General features: G+C 65.7%; 18 protein-coding genes. 9 read left to right on the top strand and 9 right to left on the bottom strand.

The window, feature by feature from the left end:
- Nucleotides 1-120: 120 nt before the first annotated feature.
- A complete protein-coding gene (locus tag FJ967_RS23315) occupies nucleotides 121-582 on the top strand; it encodes a DUF4126 domain-containing protein (protein WP_140734160.1) in 462 nt (153 codons plus the stop codon).
- On the top strand, nucleotides 579-1,970 hold the full coding sequence (locus tag FJ967_RS23310) for an FAD-containing oxidoreductase (protein ID WP_140734158.1): 1,392 nt from the start codon (nucleotides 579-581) through the stop codon (nucleotides 1,968-1,970). Before FJ967_RS23315 ends, FJ967_RS23310 begins: the two co-directional genes overlap by 4 nt.
- A gap of 12 nt (nucleotides 1,971-1,982) precedes the next feature.
- On the opposite strand, the gene FJ967_RS23305 is transcribed toward FJ967_RS23310, so the two are convergent.
- Nucleotides 1,983-2,429, bottom strand: coding sequence for a MarR family transcriptional regulator (locus FJ967_RS23305; protein WP_140734157.1), 447 nt, complete (start codon nucleotides 2,427-2,429; stop codon nucleotides 1,983-1,985).
- A gap of 169 nt (nucleotides 2,430-2,598) precedes the next feature.
- Between FJ967_RS23305 and FJ967_RS23300 the strand changes: the two genes are divergently transcribed.
- The 3 genes from FJ967_RS23300 to FJ967_RS23290 all read left to right on the top strand — a co-directional run bounded on the left by FJ967_RS23300 (nucleotide 2,599) and on the right by FJ967_RS23290 (nucleotide 7,441).
- The gene (locus tag FJ967_RS23300; RefSeq protein ID WP_140734156.1) at nucleotides 2,599-4,950 is read left to right on the top strand and encodes a membrane-bound PQQ-dependent dehydrogenase, glucose/quinate/shikimate family; all 2,352 of its coding nucleotides are present in this window, start codon (nucleotides 2,599-2,601) and stop codon (nucleotides 4,948-4,950) included.
- A gap of 168 nt (nucleotides 4,951-5,118) precedes the next feature.
- Nucleotides 5,119-6,297 (top strand): MFS transporter, encoded by a 1,179-nt coding sequence (locus tag FJ967_RS23295; protein WP_140734155.1) that lies wholly within the window; start codon nucleotides 5,119-5,121, stop codon nucleotides 6,295-6,297.
- An 88-nt stretch (nucleotides 6,298-6,385) separates the two neighbouring features.
- Nucleotides 6,386-7,441: a succinylglutamate desuccinylase/aspartoacylase family protein gene (locus FJ967_RS23290; RefSeq protein WP_140734154.1), complete on the top strand. Its 1,056-nt coding sequence runs from the start codon at nucleotides 6,386-6,388 to the stop codon at nucleotides 7,439-7,441.
- Between the two features lie 43 nt (nucleotides 7,442-7,484).
- Here the strand turns inward: FJ967_RS23290 and FJ967_RS34020 are convergent, their stop codons facing one another.
- Genes FJ967_RS34020 through FJ967_RS23255 form a run of 7 tightly spaced genes read right to left on the bottom strand, consistent with a single transcriptional unit; the run spans nucleotide 7,485 to nucleotide 13,500 of the window.
- Nucleotides 7,485-7,766: a UxaA family hydrolase gene (locus FJ967_RS34020; RefSeq protein ID WP_140734153.1), complete on the bottom strand. Its 282-nt coding sequence runs from the start codon at nucleotides 7,764-7,766 to the stop codon at nucleotides 7,485-7,487.
- Complete coding sequence (locus tag FJ967_RS23280) at nucleotides 7,763-8,662, bottom strand: NAD(P)-dependent oxidoreductase (protein WP_140734152.1); 900 nt, start codon at nucleotides 8,660-8,662, stop codon at nucleotides 7,763-7,765. The genes FJ967_RS34020 and FJ967_RS23280 overlap by 4 nt, the downstream gene beginning before the upstream one ends.
- A gap of 39 nt (nucleotides 8,663-8,701) precedes the next feature.
- A complete protein-coding gene (locus FJ967_RS23275) occupies nucleotides 8,702-9,934 on the bottom strand; it encodes a PhnD/SsuA/transferrin family substrate-binding protein (RefSeq protein ID WP_246675364.1) in 1,233 nt (410 codons plus the stop codon).
- 23 nt (nucleotides 9,935-9,957) lie between these two features.
- Complete coding sequence (locus FJ967_RS23270) at nucleotides 9,958-10,755, bottom strand: ABC transporter ATP-binding protein (protein WP_140734151.1); 798 nt, start codon at nucleotides 10,753-10,755, stop codon at nucleotides 9,958-9,960.
- Nucleotides 10,752-11,504 carry an ABC transporter permease gene (locus FJ967_RS23265; protein ID WP_140734150.1) on the bottom strand — a complete coding sequence of 251 codons (753 nt, stop codon included), beginning with the start codon at nucleotides 11,502-11,504 and terminating at the stop codon, nucleotides 10,752-10,754. Before FJ967_RS23265 ends, FJ967_RS23270 begins: the two co-directional genes overlap by 4 nt.
- Nucleotides 11,501-12,307, bottom strand: coding sequence for an ABC transporter permease (locus FJ967_RS23260; RefSeq protein WP_140734149.1), 807 nt, complete (start codon nucleotides 12,305-12,307; stop codon nucleotides 11,501-11,503). Before FJ967_RS23260 ends, FJ967_RS23265 begins: the two co-directional genes overlap by 4 nt.
- Complete coding sequence (locus tag FJ967_RS23255) at nucleotides 12,304-13,500, bottom strand: UxaA family hydrolase (RefSeq protein ID WP_181176117.1); 1,197 nt, start codon at nucleotides 13,498-13,500, stop codon at nucleotides 12,304-12,306. The genes FJ967_RS23260 and FJ967_RS23255 overlap by 4 nt, the downstream gene beginning before the upstream one ends.
- Before the next feature lie 143 nt (nucleotides 13,501-13,643).
- On the opposite strand from FJ967_RS23255, the gene FJ967_RS23250 reads away from it, so the two are divergent.
- Both FJ967_RS23250 and FJ967_RS23245 read left to right on the top strand, forming a co-directional pair.
- A complete protein-coding gene (locus FJ967_RS23250) occupies nucleotides 13,644-14,303 on the top strand; it encodes a GntR family transcriptional regulator (RefSeq protein ID WP_181176115.1) in 660 nt (219 codons plus the stop codon).
- Nucleotides 14,300-15,181 carry an SMP-30/gluconolactonase/LRE family protein gene (locus tag FJ967_RS23245; protein WP_140734146.1) on the top strand — a complete coding sequence of 294 codons (882 nt, stop codon included), beginning with the start codon at nucleotides 14,300-14,302 and terminating at the stop codon, nucleotides 15,179-15,181. Before FJ967_RS23250 ends, FJ967_RS23245 begins: the two co-directional genes overlap by 4 nt.
- On the opposite strand, the gene FJ967_RS23240 is transcribed toward FJ967_RS23245, so the two are convergent.
- Nucleotides 15,182-16,015: an SDR family oxidoreductase gene (locus FJ967_RS23240; protein ID WP_181176113.1), complete on the bottom strand. Its 834-nt coding sequence runs from the start codon at nucleotides 16,013-16,015 to the stop codon at nucleotides 15,182-15,184.
- 405 nt (nucleotides 16,016-16,420) lie between these two features.
- On the opposite strand from FJ967_RS23240, the gene FJ967_RS23235 reads away from it, so the two are divergent.
- Nucleotides 16,421-18,613, top strand: a complete 2,193-nt coding sequence (locus FJ967_RS23235) for an anthranilate synthase (RefSeq protein WP_140734144.1) — start codon at nucleotides 16,421-16,423, stop codon at nucleotides 18,611-18,613.
- A 5-nt stretch (nucleotides 18,614-18,618) separates the two neighbouring features.
- Nucleotides 18,619-19,566, top strand: coding sequence for a cation diffusion facilitator family transporter (locus FJ967_RS23230; protein ID WP_140734143.1), 948 nt, complete (start codon nucleotides 18,619-18,621; stop codon nucleotides 19,564-19,566).
- Nucleotides 19,567-19,571: the final 5 nt, after the last annotated feature.

Below are 19,571 nucleotides of genomic sequence, written 5' to 3'. Positions count from 1 at the left end.
TCATTGCAAAACACAATCGCTGCCGGCGCAAAAAGCGTCGACGCAAGCAGTGGTCAAATACCCGACCTATGGTAGCCTGCGTTTCAGGGCTGTCCCAGCCCATGATCGAGGGGGATCGACATGCTTTATCTTCTTGCACTTCTGATCGGTGTCATTGCCGGCCTGCGCGCCATGACGGCACCGGCCGCCGTCGCCTGGGGCGCCTATCTCGGCTGGTTGCCGGTGGCCGGCACCTGGGCGAGCTTCATGAGCCATTGGGCCGCAGTCGGCATCTTCACCATCCTGGCCATCGTCGAACTCGTCACCGACCAGTTGCCGTCGACGCCGAGCCGGAAAGTGCCGCAGCAGTTCGGTGCCCGTATCGTCATGGGCGCCTTCACCGGCGCGGTGATCGGCGCGGCCGGCGGCGCCACCATCGTCTGCCTGATCGCGGGCGCCATCGGCGCGGTCATCGGCACGCTGGGCGGCGCCGAAGCGCGCGGCCGGCTGGCGGCCGCTTTCGGCAAGGACCCGCCCGCCGCCTTCATCGAGGACGCGGTGGCCATCATCGGCGGCCTGCTGATCGTGGCGGCGGTGGCATGACGGCCCGGACTTCAACCGCAAAGACCTTCGACGCCATCATCATCGGCGCCGGCCAGGCGGGGCCGCCATTGGCGGGCCGGCTGACAGCGGCAGGCATGAGCGTGGCCCTGATCGAGCGCAAGCTCATCGGCGGCACCTGCGTCAACACCGGCTGCATGCCCACCAAGACCATGGTCGCCAGCGCCTATGCCGCGCATCTGGCGCGGCGCGCCGCCGACTATGGCGTGACGTTCCCGGGCCCCGTCGGGGTCGACTATGCCAGGATCAAGGCGCGCAAGGACAAGGTCACCAACGACGCCCGCGGCAATCTGGAGACGTGGATCGCCGGCATGAAGGGCTGCACGCTCTATCGCGGCCATGCGCGTTTCGAATCCACCAACACGGTGCGCGTCGGCGACGACCTTTTGAGCGCCGAAAAAATCTTCCTCAACACCGGCGGCCGTGCCTCGGTGCCGGACCTGCCCGGCATCCACGACATCGACTATCTGACCAATTCCTCGATGATGGATCTCGACGTTCTGCCGCGCCATCTCATCGTCGTCGGCGGCAGCTACATCTCGCTCGAATTCGCGCAGATGTTCCGCCGCTTCGGCAGCGAAGTCACCGTCATCGAGAAGAGCCCGCGCCTCACTGGCCGCGAGGACGAGGACGTCTCGGCCGCCATCCTGTCGATCCTGGAAAACGAAGGCATCACCGTGCATGTCGGCGCCGACGACATTGGCTTCGCCAAACAGGGCAACGACATCGCCGTGACCTTCTCGTCCGGCAAAGCGCCGGCCGTCGGCTCGCACGTGCTTTTGGCGCTGGGGCGCAACCCCAACACCGACGACCTCGGCCTCGACAAGGCTGGCGTCGAGGTCGACAAGCGCGGCTTCGTCACCGTCGACGATCAACTTCGCACCAGCGTGCCGGGCATCTGGGCGATGGGCGACTGCAACGGCAAGGGCGCCTTTACCCACACCTCCTATAACGACTTCGAGATCGTCGCCGCCAATTTGCTCGACAATGACACGCGCAAAGTCAGCGACCGCATCGAGACCTATGGGCTGTTCATCGATCCGCCGCTCGGCCGCTGCGGCATGACCGAGACGGCGGTAAGAAAATCCGGACGTCGCGCCCTGGCCGGCCAGCGGCCGATGACCCGCGTCGGCCGCGCCGTCGAAAAAGGCGAGACTCAAGGGTTCATGAAGATACTGGTCGATGCCGAGACCAGGGAAATTCTTGGCTGCTCGGTGCTTGGGCCTGGCGGCGACGAGGCCGTACACAGCGTGCTCGACCTGATGTACGCCAAGGCGCCGGTCGACACGCTGGCGCGCGCCGTGCACATCCACCCCACCGTCTCGGAATTGCTGGTCACCATCGCGCAGGAGTTGAAGCCGCTGGCCTGAGGCTGTTCCCGATCAGCTTTCCGGCCTGGTCAGCTTCGCCTCCAGCCGGCCGAGCAGCAACACGGCTTTCTTCAGTTCGTCTGCGCCGACATCGCTCAGCAGCTCGGCGCGCAGCACCGCCAGCAAGCGTTCGATCTCGGTCACGCGGTCGCGCCCTGCATCGGTCAGCGACAGGATCTTGGCACGCCTGTCGGCGGCATCCTCGATGCGCCTCACCAGCCCCTCCTCGACCAGCAGATCGACGATGCGCACCAGCGACGGCCCCTCGAAGCCAAGATGGTCGGCAAGCACCCCCTGGCGCTGATGATCGCCAAGCCGCGACAGCATCACCAGCGGCATGGCGGTGGCATGCGACAGGCCGCAATCGTCCAGCGCCTTGTCGGCTGCCCGCCGCCACAGCCTTGCGACTGATATAACGAGTTGGCCAAATCTGGCGTTATCCGGGTCTTGCTTGGGCATGGCGAAAAAGATAACATGCTATCTATTAGGTTGCGATAAAATTCTTTTTGATGGCGAAGCCCCCTTCGCCTGAACCGGATGCCGACGACCGAGCTCCAGGATCGCCCTGATGGCCCCCTTTGGCCGCCGCGACCGCCAGGCGCTGGATCCGGGAAATGTGAGGACCGATATGTCAAACCAAGATTCCAACAGCTCCGGCGGCGTTTGGCTGCTGGTGCTTTTCGGCCTGATGCTGATGATAATCGGCCTGCCCTTGCTCTATGGCGGCGTCCAGCTCATCGGTCTTGGCGGCTCCTGGTATTACGCCTTGGCAGGCGCCGGCATCATCGTCTCCGGTTTTCTCTACGCATTGCGGCGCCAGGCGGGATTCTGGCTCTATATCCTCATGTTTCTCGCCACCATTGCCTGGGCGCTGTGGGAGGCAGGTCTCAATTTCTGGCCGCTGGTGCCGCGACTGGTCGCGCCGGCCGTTCTCGCCGTCATCGCCCTTCTGCTGGCGCCGCTGTTTCCGTCATCGAGCGGCGGCAAACGCGGCCCGTTCGCGGTTGCCGGCGTCCTCGTGCTCGGCCTGATCGCGACCGGGGCTTACGCGTTCCAGCCGCATGGCGTGATCCGCGAGACGGTTACCGCCCCCACCACCCCGGCTCCGGCTGCCGCCACGAGCACCGACTGGCGCCATTACGGCCGCACGCCCGCGGGGACACGCTATGCGCCGATCGGCCAGATCACCAAGGACAATGTGAAAGACCTGAAAGTCGCCTGGACCTTCCGCACCGGCGACATTCCGGCCAAGGGCGCCGAGGACCAGAACACCCCGCTGCAGATCGGCGACACGGTCTACACCTGTTCCTCGAAGAATGTCGTCAATGCGCTCAACGCCGAGACCGGTGAGGCGCGCTGGAAGTTCGACCCCAAGGCCTCTTCGCCGCTGTGGCAGCGCTGCCGTGGCGTGAGCTACTACGAACCCGCCGCCGATGAGACGGCCGCCACCGCCTGTGCCGGGCGCATCGTCATGACCACGATCGATGCGCGGCTGATCGAGATCGACGCCCGGACCGGCCAGCCCTGCCCCGATTTCGGCCAGGGCGGCACTGTCGACCTCAAGCAAGGCATGGGCGAGGTCAAGGCCGGCTTCTATTTCCAGACCTCGGCCCCCACCGTCATGCGCGACCTGATCATGGTCGGCGGCTGGGTATGGGACAATGTCGAGACCGGCGAGCCCTCGGGCGCCGTCAGGGCCTTCAGCGCCAAGACAGGTGAACTGGTCTGGGCCTGGGATCTCGGCAACCCGGCCATCACCAAACTGCCGCCGGAAGGCCAGAGCTACACGCGCGGCACGCCCAATGTCTGGTCGACGCCGAGTTATGACGAAGCGCTTGGCCTCGTCTATTTGCCGACCGGCAACGCCACACCGGACTTTTTCGGCGCCGAGCGCTCCAAGGCGGCGGAGGACTACACCGCCTCGGTCGTCGCGCTCGACATCGCCACCGGCCGCGAGCGCTGGAAATTCCAGACCGTGCATCACGATCTGTGGGACTATGACCTGCCCTCGCAGCCGGCGCTCTACGACGTGCCGGACGGCAAGGGCGGTAAGGTGCCGGCGCTGATCCAGGTGACCAAGCGCGGCCAGATCTTCATGCTCGACCGCCGCGACGGCAAGCCGATCGCCGAGGTTCAGGAGAAGCCCGTGCCGCAGGATGGCGGCGTCAAGGAGGATTTCCTTTCGCCGACCCAGCCCTATTCAGTCGGCATGCCTTCGATCGGCGACGCGCCCTTCACCGAAGCCAGCATGTGGGGCGCCACCCCGTTCGACCAGCTCTACTGCCGCATCGGCTTCAAGAGACTGCGCTACGAAGGCGAATTCACGCCGCCGGGCCCGACGCGCTCGCTGCAGTTTCCGGGCTATTATGGCGGCATGAACTGGGGCAGCGCCTCGATCGACGAGGCCAATGGCTATCTGATCGTCAACGACATCCGCATGCCGCAATTCGTCGTGCTGCTGCCACGCGCGGAAGCCGACAAGTACGGCCCGTCGGCGGCGCATGACGGTCTGAGCCGCCAGCTCGGCACGCCCTACGGCGCGTTGAAGAACGGCTTCATGTCGCCGCTCGGCGTGCCCTGCCACCAGCCGCCCTATGGCACGATCAGCGCCATCGACCTCAATGCGCGCAAGCTGGTCTGGCAGGTACCCGCCGGCACGCTGCAGGACACCGGACCGCTCGGCGTGAAGACCGGCCTGCAAATCCCGATCGGCATGCCGTCGCTCGGCGGACCGATGACGACCGCCGGCGGTCTCGTCTTCTATGCCGGCACGCAGGACTACTATCTGCGCGCCCTCGACGTCGCCACGGGCGAGGAACTCTGGAAAGGCCGCCTGCCCGTCGGTGCGCAGGCGACACCGATGAGCTACACGTCGCCCGAAAGCGGCCGCCAGTTCGTCGTCGTCTCGGCCGGTGGCGCCCGCCAGTCGCGGGACCGTGGCGACTACATCATCGCCTATGCCTTGCCGAAGACGCCATGACCGGGCAAAGCTCTCCGTCACCACATCGATGATCCCAACGGGGCGCCTCGGCGCCCCGTTTTCGATCTGCTCCACGTTTTCTGCATTGCTGCATTGCACCAATGTCTGTTGCGCCCGGCAGCGATCCTCGCGCAGTCTAAAATTGAACCGATTCAGTCTGGACCTCCCATGCCCTTGCCGATCCTTGCGCTTGCCATTGCGTCCTTCTGCATCGGCACCACCGAATTCGTCATCATGGGTCTGCTGCCGGAGGTCGCCGCCGATCTCGGCGTGACGATCCCCGCCGCCGGCCTGCTGGTCACCGGCTATGCGCTGGGCGTCGTCTTCGGCGCGCCGATCGTTGCCATGGCCACCGCGCATATGCCGCGCAAGCCGGTTCTGGTCGGGCTCGCCGCCTTGTTCGTCATCGGCAATCTGTTCTGCGCCATCGCGCCCAATTACTGGCTGCTGATGGCCGCGCGCGTCTTCACCGCCTTCGGCCATGGCGCCTTCTTCGGTATCGGGTCGGTCGTCGCGGCGAGCCTGGTGCCGCGCAACAAGCGCGCCAGCGCCATCGCGCTGATGTTCGCCGGCTTGACCTTGTCCAACATCCTGGGCGTTCCCGCCGGCACCGCGCTTGGCGAGGCCTTCGGCTGGCGCTCCACCTTCCTGGCCGTGGTCGGCATCGGCCTGATCTCGGTCGCCGCAATCGCCTGGCTGGTGCCTTCCGACGTTGCCGAGCCCAGCGGCGGCGGCCTGCGCGGCGAGTTGCGGGTGCTGGGCAAGCTGCAGGTCTGGCTGGCGATGCTGATCGCCTCGCTCGCCTCGGCCAGCCTCTTCGCGGTCTTCACCTACATCAAGCCATACCTCACTGACGTGTCGGGCCTGTCGACCTCCGCCGTCACCTGGGTGCTGCTGCTGTTCGGCGCCGGCATGACCATCGGCAATGTCATCGGCGGACGGCTGGCCGACTGGAAGCTGATGCCCACGGTCATCGGCACGCTGGTGCTGATGGCTGTCCTGTTTGTCGGCTTCATGCAGTTCGGCGCCATCGCCAGCGTCGCTATCGGCGTCGTCTTCCTCTGGGGCCTGCTGATCTTCGTCGTCGTGCCGCCACTGCAGATCCGCGTCGTCGAGGCCGCCTCCGAAGGTCCCAACCTTGCCGCCACGCTGAACCAGGGCGCCTTCAATGTCGGCAACGCCAGCGGCGCCTGGATCGGTGGCGCGGCTCTGTCGGCGGGCGTTTCCTACGCCAATCTGCCGCTGGTCGGCGCTGTGCTGGCCTTGCTCGCCGTCGCCGTGGCGGTGCTGTCGCAGGCGCTCGACAGGCGCGCGCCTGTCGCCTCGCTGCAGCCTGCCGCCGAGTAATGGCTTGCGCCCATAGCGCGGCGGGCTGGACCAATCGACATCGGCACCTTCAAATGGGCATGTCTTCTCGCTCTTGATGGAGGAAATCATGCAGAAATCGATCGAACGCATCGTGGGCGACAGCGAAGGCGTTTCCTACGAATTCCCGGTGTTCCGCTTCGCAGGCGCCGACAAGGCGGCACCCTCGGCTTATCTGCAGGCCGCACTCCATGCCGGCGAACTGCCTGGTGTCGTCGCCATAGACGCGCTGATGCCGGCGCTGACCAAGGCCGAGGCCGAAGGCCGTATCAAGGGCAACATCACCATCGTGCCCTGGGCCAACCCGATCGGCCGCGCGCAATATCATTTCGGCGAGCACCAGGGCCGCTTCCACCTGGGCACCCGCACCAATTTCAACCGCGGCTTTCCCCTGCTCGCAGCACCGGACACCGCGCTTTTGCCGAACACCATGCATGGCGGCGCCGACCAGCGACTGAAGAGCAGGCTGGTTCAGCTTTCGCTCGGCCACGACATCGTGCTCGACCTGCATTGCGACGACGAGGGCCTCGCCTATCTCTACATCCACACCAGCCTGTGGCCTGCCATGGCCGATTGCGCCGCCGCCATGGGCATCGATGCCGTGGTGCTGTGGAGCGAGGACACGGACGGCACTTTCGAGGGCGCTCAGATCATGCCCTACCAGAACGTTCCCGCCGCAGTGGCCAAGCTCGACCGCCGTGTCGTCACCACGGTCGAATATCGCGGCATCCTCGATGTCGATGGCGTCCTGGCGAAGGCCGATGCCGAAGGCCTCTATCGGCTGCTCGTGGCGCGCGGCGTGATATCCGACAGCGCGCTCCCCGCGCCCGGTTCCTTCAAGGGCGTCGTCGCGCCTCTGGAAAACATCGACATGATGCCGGCGCCCCGTGGCGGTGCCGTGCTTTACGACGTCAAGCCCGGCGACCGCGTCGCCAGGGGTGCGCGCCTCGCCACCATCGTCCATGCGCCGGGCGAAGCCGATGGCCGCACGGAAGTCTTCGCGCCGCAGGACGGCATCATCCTGACGCGGCGTTCGCGCCGCATCATCCGCACCGGCGAAGACCTGTTGAAACTGGTTGGCGACAGGAAGAGCGCCGATGCGAGATCGGGCACGCTGGAGGATTGAACCGCGCGCCGTCTCGTCGATGAAGAGAACGCGCGCGCTTTGATCAGAGGCCGCGCAGGCTTTCCAGATTGTGCACATGCACATGATCGCCGGCAGCGACATCGGCCGTCAGCCGGCCGATGACCTCGCCATATTTTCGGATCGTGGCGCCCGCCGCCAGATCGCGCAGCGCCAGCTTGTGCCCGGCGTCCAGCGATGCGCCGGCGGTGAGCAGCAACCCATCGCGCGCGCCACGGGTCATAAGGCTCGCACCGGCCTCCACCGGTTCGACCAGCACGGCGACATCGTCGTCGGCATGCAGAACGATGGCCCCGCCGGCGCTCATGCGGCCGACAGCCGGACCTGGACGCCGGCCGCGTCTTCCCTGAGCTTCAGCACCGCGCCGACATCCTTGCCGGCCATGCCAGCGTCCATCGTTTCGGCGAGCACGGCGAGCGTAGCCGCGCCGACCGGCGCCTCCAGGCCGAGCGCCTCGTTCATGGCCAGCGCCAGACGGCAATCCTTGTGCGCCAGCTTGACCATGAAGCCGGGCTCGAAGTCGCCCTTCAGCGCCCGGTTGTGCATGGCGACCGCGAGCTGCTGGTTCCAGGCCATCGTCGTCTTCAGCACGCTGACCATGGTGTCGAGCGTCAGCCCGGCCTTGGCGCCGGCGACCAGCGCCTCCGAACTCGCGGTGATCAGCACGCTCGCCAGCAGATTGTTGGTCAGCTTCATGGCCTGCCCCATGCCGAGCGCGCCGCAATGGATCAGGTCCGCGCCCATCGACGACAGGATGGGTCGGGCGCGCTCCACCAGCGCGGCATCGCCGCCGATCATCAGCGTCGAGGTGCCGGCAATGGCATGCTCGACCGTCTTGCCGACAGGACTGTCGAGCATGTCGACGCCGCGCGCGGCAAGCCACGCGCCGATCCGTTGCGTGGTCTGCGGATCGATCGTGCTCATGTCGATGTAGAGGCTACCCGGCTTGAGCCCATGACCAATGCCGTCCGCGCCAAGCACGGCGGCCTCCACGTCAGGTGCGTCCGGCAGCATGGTGATGACCACCTCCGCCCCTGCCGCGACCTCGCGCGGCGAAGCCGCGGCCTTGGCGCCCGCGTCGACGAGCCTTGCCACCGATGCGGGGTTGAGGTCGAAGACGGTCAGCGCATGGCCCGCTTTCAGGACGTTGCGGGCCATCGGTGCCCCCATCGTTCCAAGCCCGACAAAACCTATCGAAGTCATCAATGCTTTCCTTTCACATGAATTCCGGGATCGCGCCGCTCAGGACGGCGCTTTCCACTGGTCGAGCTGCCAGGCCGGCAAGCCCCGCAGATCCTTGGCGCTCTTGTCGGTGAAGCCGTTTTCGTCCGGCACCTTGCCCGTGCCTTCATAGGCTTTGTTGAGCAGCGGAGCCGCCTTGCCGAACGCCGCCTTGACCTGATCCCAGCTCAGCGCCTCGGGGATCATCTTGCCGGCGACCATGAATTGCGAGATCTGACTGATCGCGGCGGCGTCGCCTTCCGTCGGCCATATCCAGCCACGCTGGAAAAGCACCTCGTCGCCGACGACTTTCGCGCCGAGCGCGGGATCGAGTCCCCAATATTTGGCGACCGACTGAGAGATGTCCCTGGGATCGATCTTCTGCAACTCGGCCAGCGCCGTTTGCGCCGCCGTCAGGAACGCCTGGCCGATCGCGGCATCGTCGCCGACGATACGATCACTGCAGATCCAGAAGGAGCGGTGCAGATAGTAGCCGTCGGGATAGAATTTCGACTTCTTGACGCCAGGCAGCAGATGCCCTTCGCCTTCACCCGCCGGCCCGCTGTATCCGGCCTCCGTATAGCCAAACGAGTTCATGATGCCTGTCAGCCCCGTCTCGGCATTGGCCTTCAGGAAAGCCGGGTAGATCACCACGGACGCGTCCATGCCTTGCGGCAGCGATGCGGCCACCGCCTGCGTCGGCGTGTTGACGATGTTGATGTTGAAGGCCCTCGGGTCGGCGTCGCCCAGTTCCTGCAGCAGCATCTGCGACAGCGCGTTGTAGGGATCGCCGCCGATCAGCGCGCCGACGGTCTTGCCCTTCAGATCCTCGATATTCCTGATCGGCGAGCCCTTGCGGGTCGCCAGCACCATGCGCATGTGGCCTTCGCCAACCGTCAATATGTTGATCGGTTGCGCCTGCGACAGCAACCGCACGATCGGTGTGTTGCCCCACATGCCGATATCGAGGTCGCCCGAAACGAACGCCTCGACCATCGGCAAGGCCGAGGGATAGTCGCGCCAGTCGACGGTGAGATCGTAGCCAAGCTCGGCGGCGGCCTTCTCCAGCATCTTCTCGTTGATCATGCGCTGCGTCAGCGGCGAATTGCCGGCGGCGTAGGGCTGCCGGCCGATCGACACCTTGGCCGCCTTGCGGTCCTGCGCCCGCACGATCGTCGGCATGGCGAGCGCGCCGGCAGCGGCGCCGGCCAGGAAGGTCCGTCGGTTGAAGCTGCTCTGCATAAATCTTGTCATGACATTTCCTCCGTTCTGTCGTGTCAGTTCATGGTTGCGCGGTATGCCTCTTCGCGGATCAGTTCCCAGATCGACTGGCTCAGTCTGGCGAACGCGCCGGAGCGGCGGGTTTCGTCGCCGCGCGGCCTGGGCAGGTCGATGTCGACGATCTGCTTCAGGCGCCCCGGATGGCTGCTCAGCACCGCCACGCGGTCCGCCAGGAACACGGCTTCGTCGATGGCGTGAGTGATGAAGACGACCGTGCGCCGTTCACTGGCAGGACGGTCCTGCCCCCAGATGCGCAGCAATTCGTCCTGCAGGATCACCCTTGTCTGTGCGTCGAGCGCGGCGAGCGGCTCGTCCATCAACAGGATCTCCGGCTCGCTCGCCATCAGCCGCGCCAGCGCGACGCGCTGGCGCATGCCGCCCGAAAGCTGATGCGGATATTTGTCCTGCGAACCCTTGAGCCCGACCATCTCGATGGTCCGCTCGACGCGCTCGGCGCGCTGCGCCGGCGAGAGCGCTTGCCCGGCCGGTCCATAGACCAGCCCGAACTCGACATTGCCGCGCACCGTGCGCCAGGGAAACAGCGCATAGTCCTGGAACATGACGCCCCGCTCGGCGCCCGGACCTTCGATCGGCCTGCCGTTGAGCGTCATTGCGCCCGAACTCGGCTTTTCCAGGCCGGCGAGCATGTTGAGGACGGTCGTCTTACCGCAGCCTGAGGGCCCGACAATGGCAAGGAACTCGCCGTCCCTGACATCCAGCGACAGCTTCTCGACGACGACAGAGGCATCGAAGGATTTGCTGACGGCTTCGAGGCGGATCTTCGGTGCGCTCATATCCGGCTCCACGGTACGGTGACTGCAAGCGCCCAGCGCAGGGCGCGGTCGAGGGCGAAGGCAACGATGCCGACCGCGATCATGCAGACGACCATGCCGTTGAGGTCGATCGAGTAGGCGTAGAAGACGAACATCATCTGGCCGATGCCGCCGCTGCTGCCGGACTTGGCGCCGACCGCCAGTTCCGCCGCGATGATCGCCGTCCAGGCGATGCCGAGCCCGATGCGCATGCCGACGAGGATGGATGGCAAGGCGGCCGGCAACAGCACCACGCGCATCCGCGTCAGCGGTGTCAGCCCCATGGTCAGCGCGGCGCGCATCAGGCTCGGCTCGATGCGCTTCACGCCCGAAATGGTGTTGATCAGAATCGGAAAGAAAGCGGCATAGGCGACAATGGCGATGGCCGCGCCCGAGCCGGACCCCAGCCACAGGATGACCAACGGCAGTATGGCGAGTGCGGCGATCGGCCGGAAGGTCTCCACCAGCGGGTCGAGGTTGCGTTCGACGGCGGGCATGCTGCCCATGGCGATGCCGAGCGGAATTGCGAGCAGCGCCGCCACGGCAAAGCCGGCGAACACGCGCCCCAGGCTGGTGGCGAGTCCGGCGAGAAGATCACCGTCCCGCACCAGGGCGACCGCCGCTTCGACCACGCTGCTGGGACGTGGCGCCGTCGCCGAGCCCGAGGCAAGCAATTGCCACGCGGCCAGAAGCAGCACCGGTACGATGAGCCGAAGTGCTGTTCGTCTCATCGCGCCGCTCCGGTCCGCGCCCAGGGCGTGAGGGCCCGCGACAGCAGTCGTAACCCCTTGTCGGTGAGGAAGCCGAGCAGGCCGATCGTCACGATGAAAGCCATCACCGTCGGCGTGGAAAGCATGCTGCGGTAATATTCGATGGCATAGCCGAGCCCGTTCGGGGCGCCGACCAGTTCGGCGGCGACGACCGCCGTCCATGAGGCGGCGACGGCAAGCCGCGCCGAGACGAGGATCGCCGGAAGCGCCGCCGGGACAATGACGCGCCACATGATGCGCGGCGACGACAGGCCCATGGTCCGCGCGGCGGCGATGAGGCGCTTGTCGACGGTCGCCGCGCCTGCCGCCGTGCCTATGAGCAGTGGAAAAAACGCCGTGTAGAACATGATGAACAGTGGCAGGCGGTGACCGATGCCGAAGAGGTAGAGTGCCAGCGGTATCCAGGCGATGCCGGCAATCGGCCGCAGCATCTCGACCGGCAACTCGAGCAGGTCGTTCCACAGCCGGCTGCGGCCCATCAGCAGCCCAAGGGGCACCGCGATCGCTGCCGCGCCCACCACGCTGGCGGCCAGCCGTGCAAGGCTGATCAGCGCGTTGCCGAACAGCTCGCCGTTAAGCGCCGTATCGCGAAGCGCCACGGCGACCGCCAGCGGCGACGGCAGCAAGAGCTTGGACGGCACGAACAGCGAGCCCACATACCAGGCAAGCACGAACAGGGCCATGGTGCGCAGATAGACGAACGCACCATCCAGCCGCCGGAAGCCATTGGCCGTCTTGCCATCCGTGGAGAGGACCGCGCTCACAGCGATCCTCGCACGCGGGTCGGCACCTCCAGCCCCTCCCCCAATATCTCGCCGAAGGTGAGCGTGCCGCCGGCAACGTCCAATATGGTCGCAAGCAGCCGGCGAGCGGCGCCTTCCACCGTCTCGCTTCCTTCCGATACGGTGCTGGCGTCGAAATCGATCTGCTCCGGCAGCCGGAGGGCAGTCTCGCGGCGGGCCGTGATCTTGATCGTGGGCGCCAGCGCGCTCGCCGTGCTGTTGCCTGGCCCGGTGGTGAACAGCATCAACTGGGCGCCGGCGGCGGCGAAACCGGTCATGGATTCAGGCGAAAAGGACGGGCCGTCCATCAGATAGAGGCCTCTCGCGGCCGGTGGCTCGGCCATGGTGAGCACGCCGTCGATGCGGCAGCTTCCGGTTTTTGCCACCGCCCCGAGCGATTTCTCCTCGATCGTGCTCAGACCGCCGCGTATGTTTTCCTCCCCCGGATTGTTGCCGGTCAGGCTGTGGCCGGAGGCGGCCGCGAAGCTTTCCTTGCGTTCCACCGCCTGGCGGATCTGTTGCGCTACGGCGGCATCGCGCGCCCGTCTGGCCAATATGTGCTCAGCCCCCAGCCATTCGACGGTCTCGCCGGCTATGACAGTCGCGCCTTGCGCAACCAGGAGGTCGACGGTGGCGCCGACGACCGGATTGCTGATCAGGCCGGATGTCGCGTCGGAATGGCCGCACTCCACTCCGACGACAAGCCCGGCCCCCGGCAGGCTTTCCCGGCGAGCGCGAGAAGCCTGGCCGAGCAGGGCCGCGCCTCGCCTTATGCCTTGATCGAGAACCGACAGCATGTCCTCCTGCTGCTCGGCGAATGAGACGCTTGCGACGGGTTTGCCGCTGGATGAGATTCGCGCCGAGACCAGCGCGGTCGTTGCCGCGTCGACCCCCACGACCAGCACCGCGCCGGCGTTGGGATTGCGGCCCAGACCGACAAGTTGATCAAGGTGAAGGCTGAGATCCGGCTCGATGTGCCCCCGGCCACTGCTCGTCGCCGCCAGCAGCGCACCCGTCAGGCTCGCCGCGATCCGCTCGCTGACACGCAGCGCGAGACCATTAATGCACAAAATGAGCAGATGATTGCGGATTCCGGTGCGGCCGTCAGCCCGCTGGTAGCCGAAGAACGGCGACAGGCCCTTCAATTCCCCGGTGACGGAGGCAGGCAGAGGCATTGGTGTTTCCCAACCGGCGCGGCATGGCGATCCCTGGGCAAGTTTCATATTTGATCAAATGTTCTCTTGGCAAGGGCAAAATTGACTTCTCTTTGCGGTCGTGCGAGCAATATTTGCTCAAATCGACAGGCCAAGGGGGGCCTATGGCGCGGATTCCCGACGTTCAGAAACTGCTTCGCGACGACATCATCTCCGGCGTCATCCCATTCGGCGCCCGGTTGAGGATCGACGAGCTGGCCGGCCGCTACGGCGTCAGCCACATGCCGGTGCGGGAGGCCCTGCGGGCGCTCAGCGGCACCGGCCTGGTGGTGCTGGAGCCCAATCGCGGCGCACGCGTCCGCACGGTCCATCTGTCATTCGTGGTCGATCTCTTCGATATTCGCAGCGCCATCGAGACGATGCTGGCTCGCCGTGCCAGCGAGCGGCGCACACCCGAGCACCTGCGCGCGCTGAAGGCCGCCGAGGAACTGCTGGAAGCAAGGGTCGCCAGCGAGGACTTTCTTGCCGTTCCTCATGCCAACAACATCTTTCACGGTGTCATCAACGAGGCCGCCGGCAATCCTGGCGCCTTGTCGATGGTCGACCGCAACTGGCTGCTGGTGGCCGCGATCTGGCAGCGCTACGGCTATGACCAGGGGCGCTTCCACGGCGTCATCAACGACCACCGCCACATCATTCGCGCCATCGAGCGCCAGGATGCCGGTTCGGCCGCGGTCCTGATGGGGGCGCATATCGAGAAGGCCAAGCATGATCTTCTCGACAGGATCGCTGTCGATCCCAAGCCGGACATCAGCCTGCAGTGAGAGAAGCCACACAAGTCGACGTCGCCGCGAACACCGGAGACACACTGGGCGAATCGCCGACTTGGGTGGCGGTGCGCAACGAACTGTTCTGGGTCGACCTTCGCCGTCCCTGCCTGCATAGGCTGCGGCCACACAGCGGGCGCGTGACGACATGGCCAATGCCGGACGTCGCCGGTTCGGTCGTGGCGAGGGCAAATGGCGATCTCGTCGTTGCGCTGCGCCACGGCCTCCATGCCTTCGACCCCGGCAGCGGCGGTCTGACCTTGCTGGCGACGGTGGAGCACGGACCGCCGCAGCACCGGCTGAACGACATGAAATGCGATCCGGCCGGCGGCATAATCTGTGGCAGCATGTGGGACTACGGACTGCATCCGTCCGGAGCGCTCTACCGGGTCGACGAAGCAGGGACGTCCGCGCTGATCCGCGACCGCATCGCCGTGCCCAACGCCATCGCCTTCAGCCCCGACGGGCGCACGCTCTACTTCGCCGACACCAGGAACGGCGATATCGAGCGCGCGGATTTCGACCCGATGGACGGACACATCGGCAAATGGTCATTGTTCGCCAGCGGGCTAGCCGCGCCAGGCCGGCCGGACGGCGCGACCATCGACGCGGAAGGTTTCCTGTGGAATGCCCGCTACCAGGGTGGCGCGCTGGCGCGGTTCGCTCCTGACGGCAGGCTCGACCGGCTGGTCGCATTGCCGGTCAGCCAGCCGACCTCCTGCGCCTTCGGCGGTGACGGCCTCGCAACGCTCTACGTGACCACCGCAACGCAGAAGTTGAGCGACGCCGAACGGGCGCAACAGCCGCTGGCCGGCGCATTGCTTGCACTCGACGTTGGCGTGGCGGGCTTGCCCGAACCGGCCTATGCCGGCTAGCTACTGCCAGCCGAGATGGCGTCCCCCTGTCGCCTGCAGATCGATCCCGGTGATGAAGCTGCCGGCATCGGAGCACAGGAGCAGCGCCGCGCCGGCCATCTCGCTGGCCTGGCCGGCGCGCTGCATCGGAGCGGAATTCTTCTGAATCTCGGCCCATTTCGCCGCGTCCTCACGACGCCAGCGATTGCGCTCGGTGGCGACCAGCCCCGGCGACAGATTGTTGATCGTCACGCCGTGGGCGGCGTAGTCCTTGGCAAGGTTGAACGAGAGGTTGTGCTGCGCGCTCTTCAGCGCGGCATAGACTGCAAGGTCGGATTCGGGCCGCGTCTGGTTGATGCTTCCGATCGTCAGCACGCGGCCCCAGCCATTGGCCTTCATGCCCGGCAACGCTGCCTGCAGCAATTCGATGGTCGCTCTGAAATTGATCTGGATCTGGCGCTCGATCTCGTCGGCGGGCAAATCGAGAAACGGTGTCCGCTGCTGAACCGAGGCGCAGACGACCAGCACATCGAGCCCGCCCAGCGCGCCGGTCGCCTCGCCGACACAGCGAGCCGCCTCACCGGCCCGGCCGAAATCCGCCTCGATCGCCACACCGCGCCGCCCTCTCCCGCGCACCTCGCGCACCGCTTCCTCGGCTGCGTCCGGCTGGCCGAAGGCGACATCGGCGCCGCGGGCGAAATGGATGGCGACATCGGCACCCGCCTCGGCGAAGACCCTGACGATCTCGCGGCCGATGCTGACACTGCCGCCAGTGACCAGCGCACGCCGGCCAGCCATCGAAAAGCGGCGCGCCAGGTCGAGCGCATTACGGGTGTCGATCTCGTTCTCCTGCATTTTCCGATCCCGTCCTTCTTTCACCCATTTGATCATGTGATAGCTTGAAACGGCACAAGACAGGTTCTTTTGTCAACAAGGAAGCTGCTTCAGATCAAGAATTTGATCAAATATGAGAACTTATGGACATATCGGTGACGGTAGGGGAACCGCCCGTCCCACCGATCGCCGCGAACCGGCAATGCCGGACCTCCCGATTCCGCTTGCCGATCCAGGCAATCGCCGCTAAGGGAATCGCCATGAACATGCGTTCGACCAAGACCATTTGGTGGTGGGCCTGCTGACAGCGGCCTGTTCGAACGCGTGCGCGTGAAAAGAGAGGTGGCCGCAACGGAATGTCCGGGCGGCCATTTGTTTTTTAAGCCATTCCCGGGTCCGTTGCCCAAGTAGCTGATGGAGACGGCAATGACGACGATTAAGGTTCTGGACAACGGCGCCGAGCGTTTCGTGACCGAGGGTGGTATCACCATCACCCGCGAGCGCCACGACCGGCCGTATCAAGGCGCGATCGACGCCTATGTCGACGGGCTGAACGCGCGGCGTGGCGCCGTGTTTTCCTCGAACTATGAATATCCCGGCCGCTACACGCGCTGGGATACCGCCATCATCGATCCGCCGCTGGTCATCTCCGCACGCGGCCGCGCCATGCGCATCGAGGCGCTGAACAGCCGCGGCGAGGCGCTGTTGCCGGTCATCGGCAAGACGCTCGGCGATCTCGCCGAGATCACGATCGCCGAGACCACGAAAAAGCTGATCCGCCTCGACGTCGCCAAGCCCGGCCGTGTCTTCACCGAGGAGGAGCGTAGCCGCGTGCCCTCGGTCTTCACCGTATTGCGCGCCGTCACCGCTCTGTTCAAGACCGCCGAGGACGCCAATCTCGGCCTCTACGGCGCTTTCGGCTACGACCTCGCCTTCCAGTTCGATCCCGTCGAACACACGCTGGTTCGCAAGGAAAGTCAGCGCGACCTCGTCCTGTTCCTGCCCGACGAGATCCTGGTCGTCGACCACTATTCGGCCAAGGCCTGGACCGACCGCTACGACTATGCGGGCGCGGGCTTTTCGACCGAGGGCCTGCCGCGCGACCAGATCGCCGAGCCGTTCAGGACCGCCGACCGCATTCCGCCGCGCGGCGACCATGAGCCGGGCGAATACGCCAACCTGGTGCGCCGGGCGATGGACTCCTTCAAGCGCGGCGATCTGTTTGAGGTCGTGCCCGGCCAGATGTTCTACGAGCGCTGCGAGACACAGCCCTCCGAGATCTCGCGCAAGCTGAAGTCGATCAACCCCTCGCCCTATTCCTTCTTCATCAATTTGGGCGAGAACGAGTACCTGATCGGCGCGTCGCCGGAAATGTTCGTGCGTGTCAACGGCCGTCGCGTCGAGACCTGCCCAATCTCCGGCACCATCAAGCGCGGCGACGATGCCATTTCGGACTCCGAACAGATCATCAAGCTGCTCAATTCCAAGAAGGACGAATCCGAACTCACAATGTGCTCGGACGTCGACCGCAACGACAAGTCGCGGGTCTGTGATCCAGGCTCGGTGCGCGTCATCGGCCGCCGCCAGATCGAAATGTATTCGCGCCTTATCCACACCGTCGACCACATCGAGGGGCGGCTGCGCGAGGGCATGGACGCTTTCGACGCTTTTCTCTCGCATGCCTGGGCGGTCACCGTCACCGGCGCGCCAAAACTGTGGGCCATGCGCTTCATCGAGCAGAACGAGAAGAGCCCGCGCGCCTGGTACGGCGGCGCCATCGGCATGGTCAACTTCAACGGTGACATGAACACCGGCCTGACGCTGCGCACCATCCGCATCAAGGACGGCATCGCCGAGGTGCGCGCCGGCGCCACCTTGCTTTTCGACAGCATTCCCGAGGAAGAAGAAGCCGAAACCGAACTGAAGGCATCCGCCATGCTCTCCGCCATCCGCGACGCCAAGGCAGGCAATTCCGTCAGCACGGAGCGCACCACCGCGCGCGTCGGCGACGGCGTCAACATCCTCCTGGTCGACCATGAGGACTCCTTCGTCCACACGCTGGCCAACTATTTCCGCCAGACCGGCGCCAATGTCTCGACCGTGCGCTCGCCGGTGCCGGAGGAGGTGTTCGAGCGGTTGAAGCCCGACCTCGTCGTCCTGTCGCCCGGGCCGGGCACGCCGAAGGATTTCGATTGCGCCGCAACCATCAAGAAAGCGCGCGCCCGCGACCTGCCGATCTTCGGCGTCTGCCTCGGCCTGCAAGCGCTGGCGGAAGCCTACGGCGGCGAGCTCAGGCAATTGCACATCCCCATGCATGGCAAGCCGTCGCGCATCCGGGTCTCCAAGCCTGGCATCATCTTCTCCGGCCTGCCCAAGGAAGTCACCGTCGGCCGCTACCACTCGATCTTCGCCGACCCGGTGCGGCTGCCGGATGATTTCACGGTCACAGCCGAAACCGAGGATGGCATCATCATGGCCTTCGAGCATCGCAAGGAACCGATCGCGGCCGTGCAGTTCCACCCCGAATCGATCATGACGCTCGGCCACAATGCCGGCATGCGCATCATCGAGAACATCGTTGCGCACCTGCCGCGCAAGGCCAAGGAAAAGGCCGCCTGACAATCATGGCCGAAGCAGGGAACACGATGGCGATCGCGGCGAAAGCCGCAGCGAAGCAAAAGATTGCCAGGCTTGCCTTCTGGTCGATCGTGATCGCCTTCGTCGTGCTCGCGCTGAAAGCCGCCGCCTGGTACCTCACCGGCTCGGTCGCGCTCTATTCCGACGCGCTGGAATCGATCGTCAACGTCATTGCCTCGGTCGCCGCCTTCTGGGCGATCCAGGTCAGCCACAAGCCGGCCGACCAGGATCACCCCTTCGGCCACCACAAGGCCGAGTATTTCTCGGCCGTGCTCGAGGGCGTGCTGATCGTGGTCGCCGCGCTTCTGATCCTGAGTGAGGTCTGGCGCTCCTGGCAGGTGCCGGCGCCGCTCGAACAGCCCTGGGAAGGCCTCGCCGTCAACGGCGTCGCCACCGCCATCAACGCGTTCTGGGCCTGGACGCTGATCCGCGCCGGGCGGGCCGAGAAATCCCCGGCGCTGGTCGCCGACGGCAACCACATCATGACCGACGTGGTGACCTCGATCGGCGTCTTCGGCGGCCTCGTCGGAGCGATCCTGACCGGCTGGCAGATCCTCGATCCGGCATTGGCCGTCATCGTCGCGCTCAACATCCTGTGGCAGGGCTGGCACGTCATCGGCTCGTCGATGAACGGTCTGATGGACCGTGCCGTCGACACATCAGAGCACATGCGCATCCGCGACATCATCTCGGCCAACTGCAAGGGCGCCATGGAGGTGCACGACCTCAAGACCCGCATCGCCGGCCGCGCCACCTTCATCGAGTTCCATCTGGTCGTCGACGCCGACATGTCGGTCGGCGCCAGCCACGTCATCTGCGACCGCATCGAGGACGCGCTGAAAGCCGAAATCCCCTCGGTGCGCGTCACCATCCATGTCGAGCCGGATGATGAGGCAAAGCTGCCCAAGGGCACGACGGCCGTGCCGTTTGCTTGAGACGG

This window comes from Mesorhizobium sp. B2-3-4 (genome assembly GCF_006442315.1).
Taxonomy (GTDB): domain Bacteria; phylum Pseudomonadota; class Alphaproteobacteria; order Rhizobiales; family Rhizobiaceae; genus Mesorhizobium.
This window is presented reverse-complemented; position numbering and strand designations above follow the sequence as displayed.

Excerpts from the sequence above, each read along its gene's own strand:
- FJ967_RS23315 (WP_140734160.1), top strand. The coding sequence starts at position 121 with ATGCTTTATCTTCTTGCACTTCTGATCGGTGTCATTGCCGGCCTGCGC.
- FJ967_RS23310 (WP_140734158.1), top strand. The coding sequence starts at position 579 with ATGACGGCCCGGACTTCAACCGCAAAGACCTTCGACGCCATCATCATC.
- FJ967_RS23305 (WP_140734157.1), bottom strand. The coding sequence starts at position 2,429 with ATGCCCAAGCAAGACCCGGATAACGCCAGATTTGGCCAACTCGTTATA.
- FJ967_RS23300 (WP_140734156.1), top strand. The coding sequence starts at position 2,599 with ATGTCAAACCAAGATTCCAACAGCTCCGGCGGCGTTTGGCTGCTGGTG.
- FJ967_RS23295 (WP_140734155.1), top strand. The coding sequence starts at position 5,119 with ATGCCCTTGCCGATCCTTGCGCTTGCCATTGCGTCCTTCTGCATCGGC.
- FJ967_RS23290 (WP_140734154.1), top strand. The coding sequence starts at position 6,386 with ATGCAGAAATCGATCGAACGCATCGTGGGCGACAGCGAAGGCGTTTCC.
- FJ967_RS34020 (WP_140734153.1), bottom strand. The coding sequence starts at position 7,766 with ATGAGCGCCGGCGGGGCCATCGTTCTGCATGCCGACGACGATGTCGCC.
- FJ967_RS23280 (WP_140734152.1), bottom strand. The coding sequence starts at position 8,662 with ATGACTTCGATAGGTTTTGTCGGGCTTGGAACGATGGGGGCACCGATG.
- FJ967_RS23275 (WP_246675364.1), bottom strand. The coding sequence starts at position 9,934 with ATGACAAGATTTATGCAGAGCAGCTTCAACCGACGGACCTTCCTGGCC.
- FJ967_RS23270 (WP_140734151.1), bottom strand. The coding sequence starts at position 10,755 with ATGAGCGCACCGAAGATCCGCCTCGAAGCCGTCAGCAAATCCTTCGAT.
- FJ967_RS23265 (WP_140734150.1), bottom strand. The coding sequence starts at position 11,504 with ATGAGACGAACAGCACTTCGGCTCATCGTACCGGTGCTGCTTCTGGCC.
- FJ967_RS23255 (WP_181176117.1), bottom strand. The coding sequence starts at position 13,500 with ATGCCTCTGCCTGCCTCCGTCACCGGGGAATTGAAGGGCCTGTCGCCG.
- FJ967_RS23250 (WP_181176115.1), top strand. The coding sequence starts at position 13,644 with ATGGCGCGGATTCCCGACGTTCAGAAACTGCTTCGCGACGACATCATC.
- FJ967_RS23240 (WP_181176113.1), bottom strand. The coding sequence starts at position 16,015 with ATGCAGGAGAACGAGATCGACACCCGTAATGCGCTCGACCTGGCGCGC.
- FJ967_RS23235 (WP_140734144.1), top strand. The coding sequence starts at position 16,421 with ATGACGACGATTAAGGTTCTGGACAACGGCGCCGAGCGTTTCGTGACC.
- FJ967_RS23230 (WP_140734143.1), top strand. The coding sequence starts at position 18,619 with ATGGCCGAAGCAGGGAACACGATGGCGATCGCGGCGAAAGCCGCAGCG.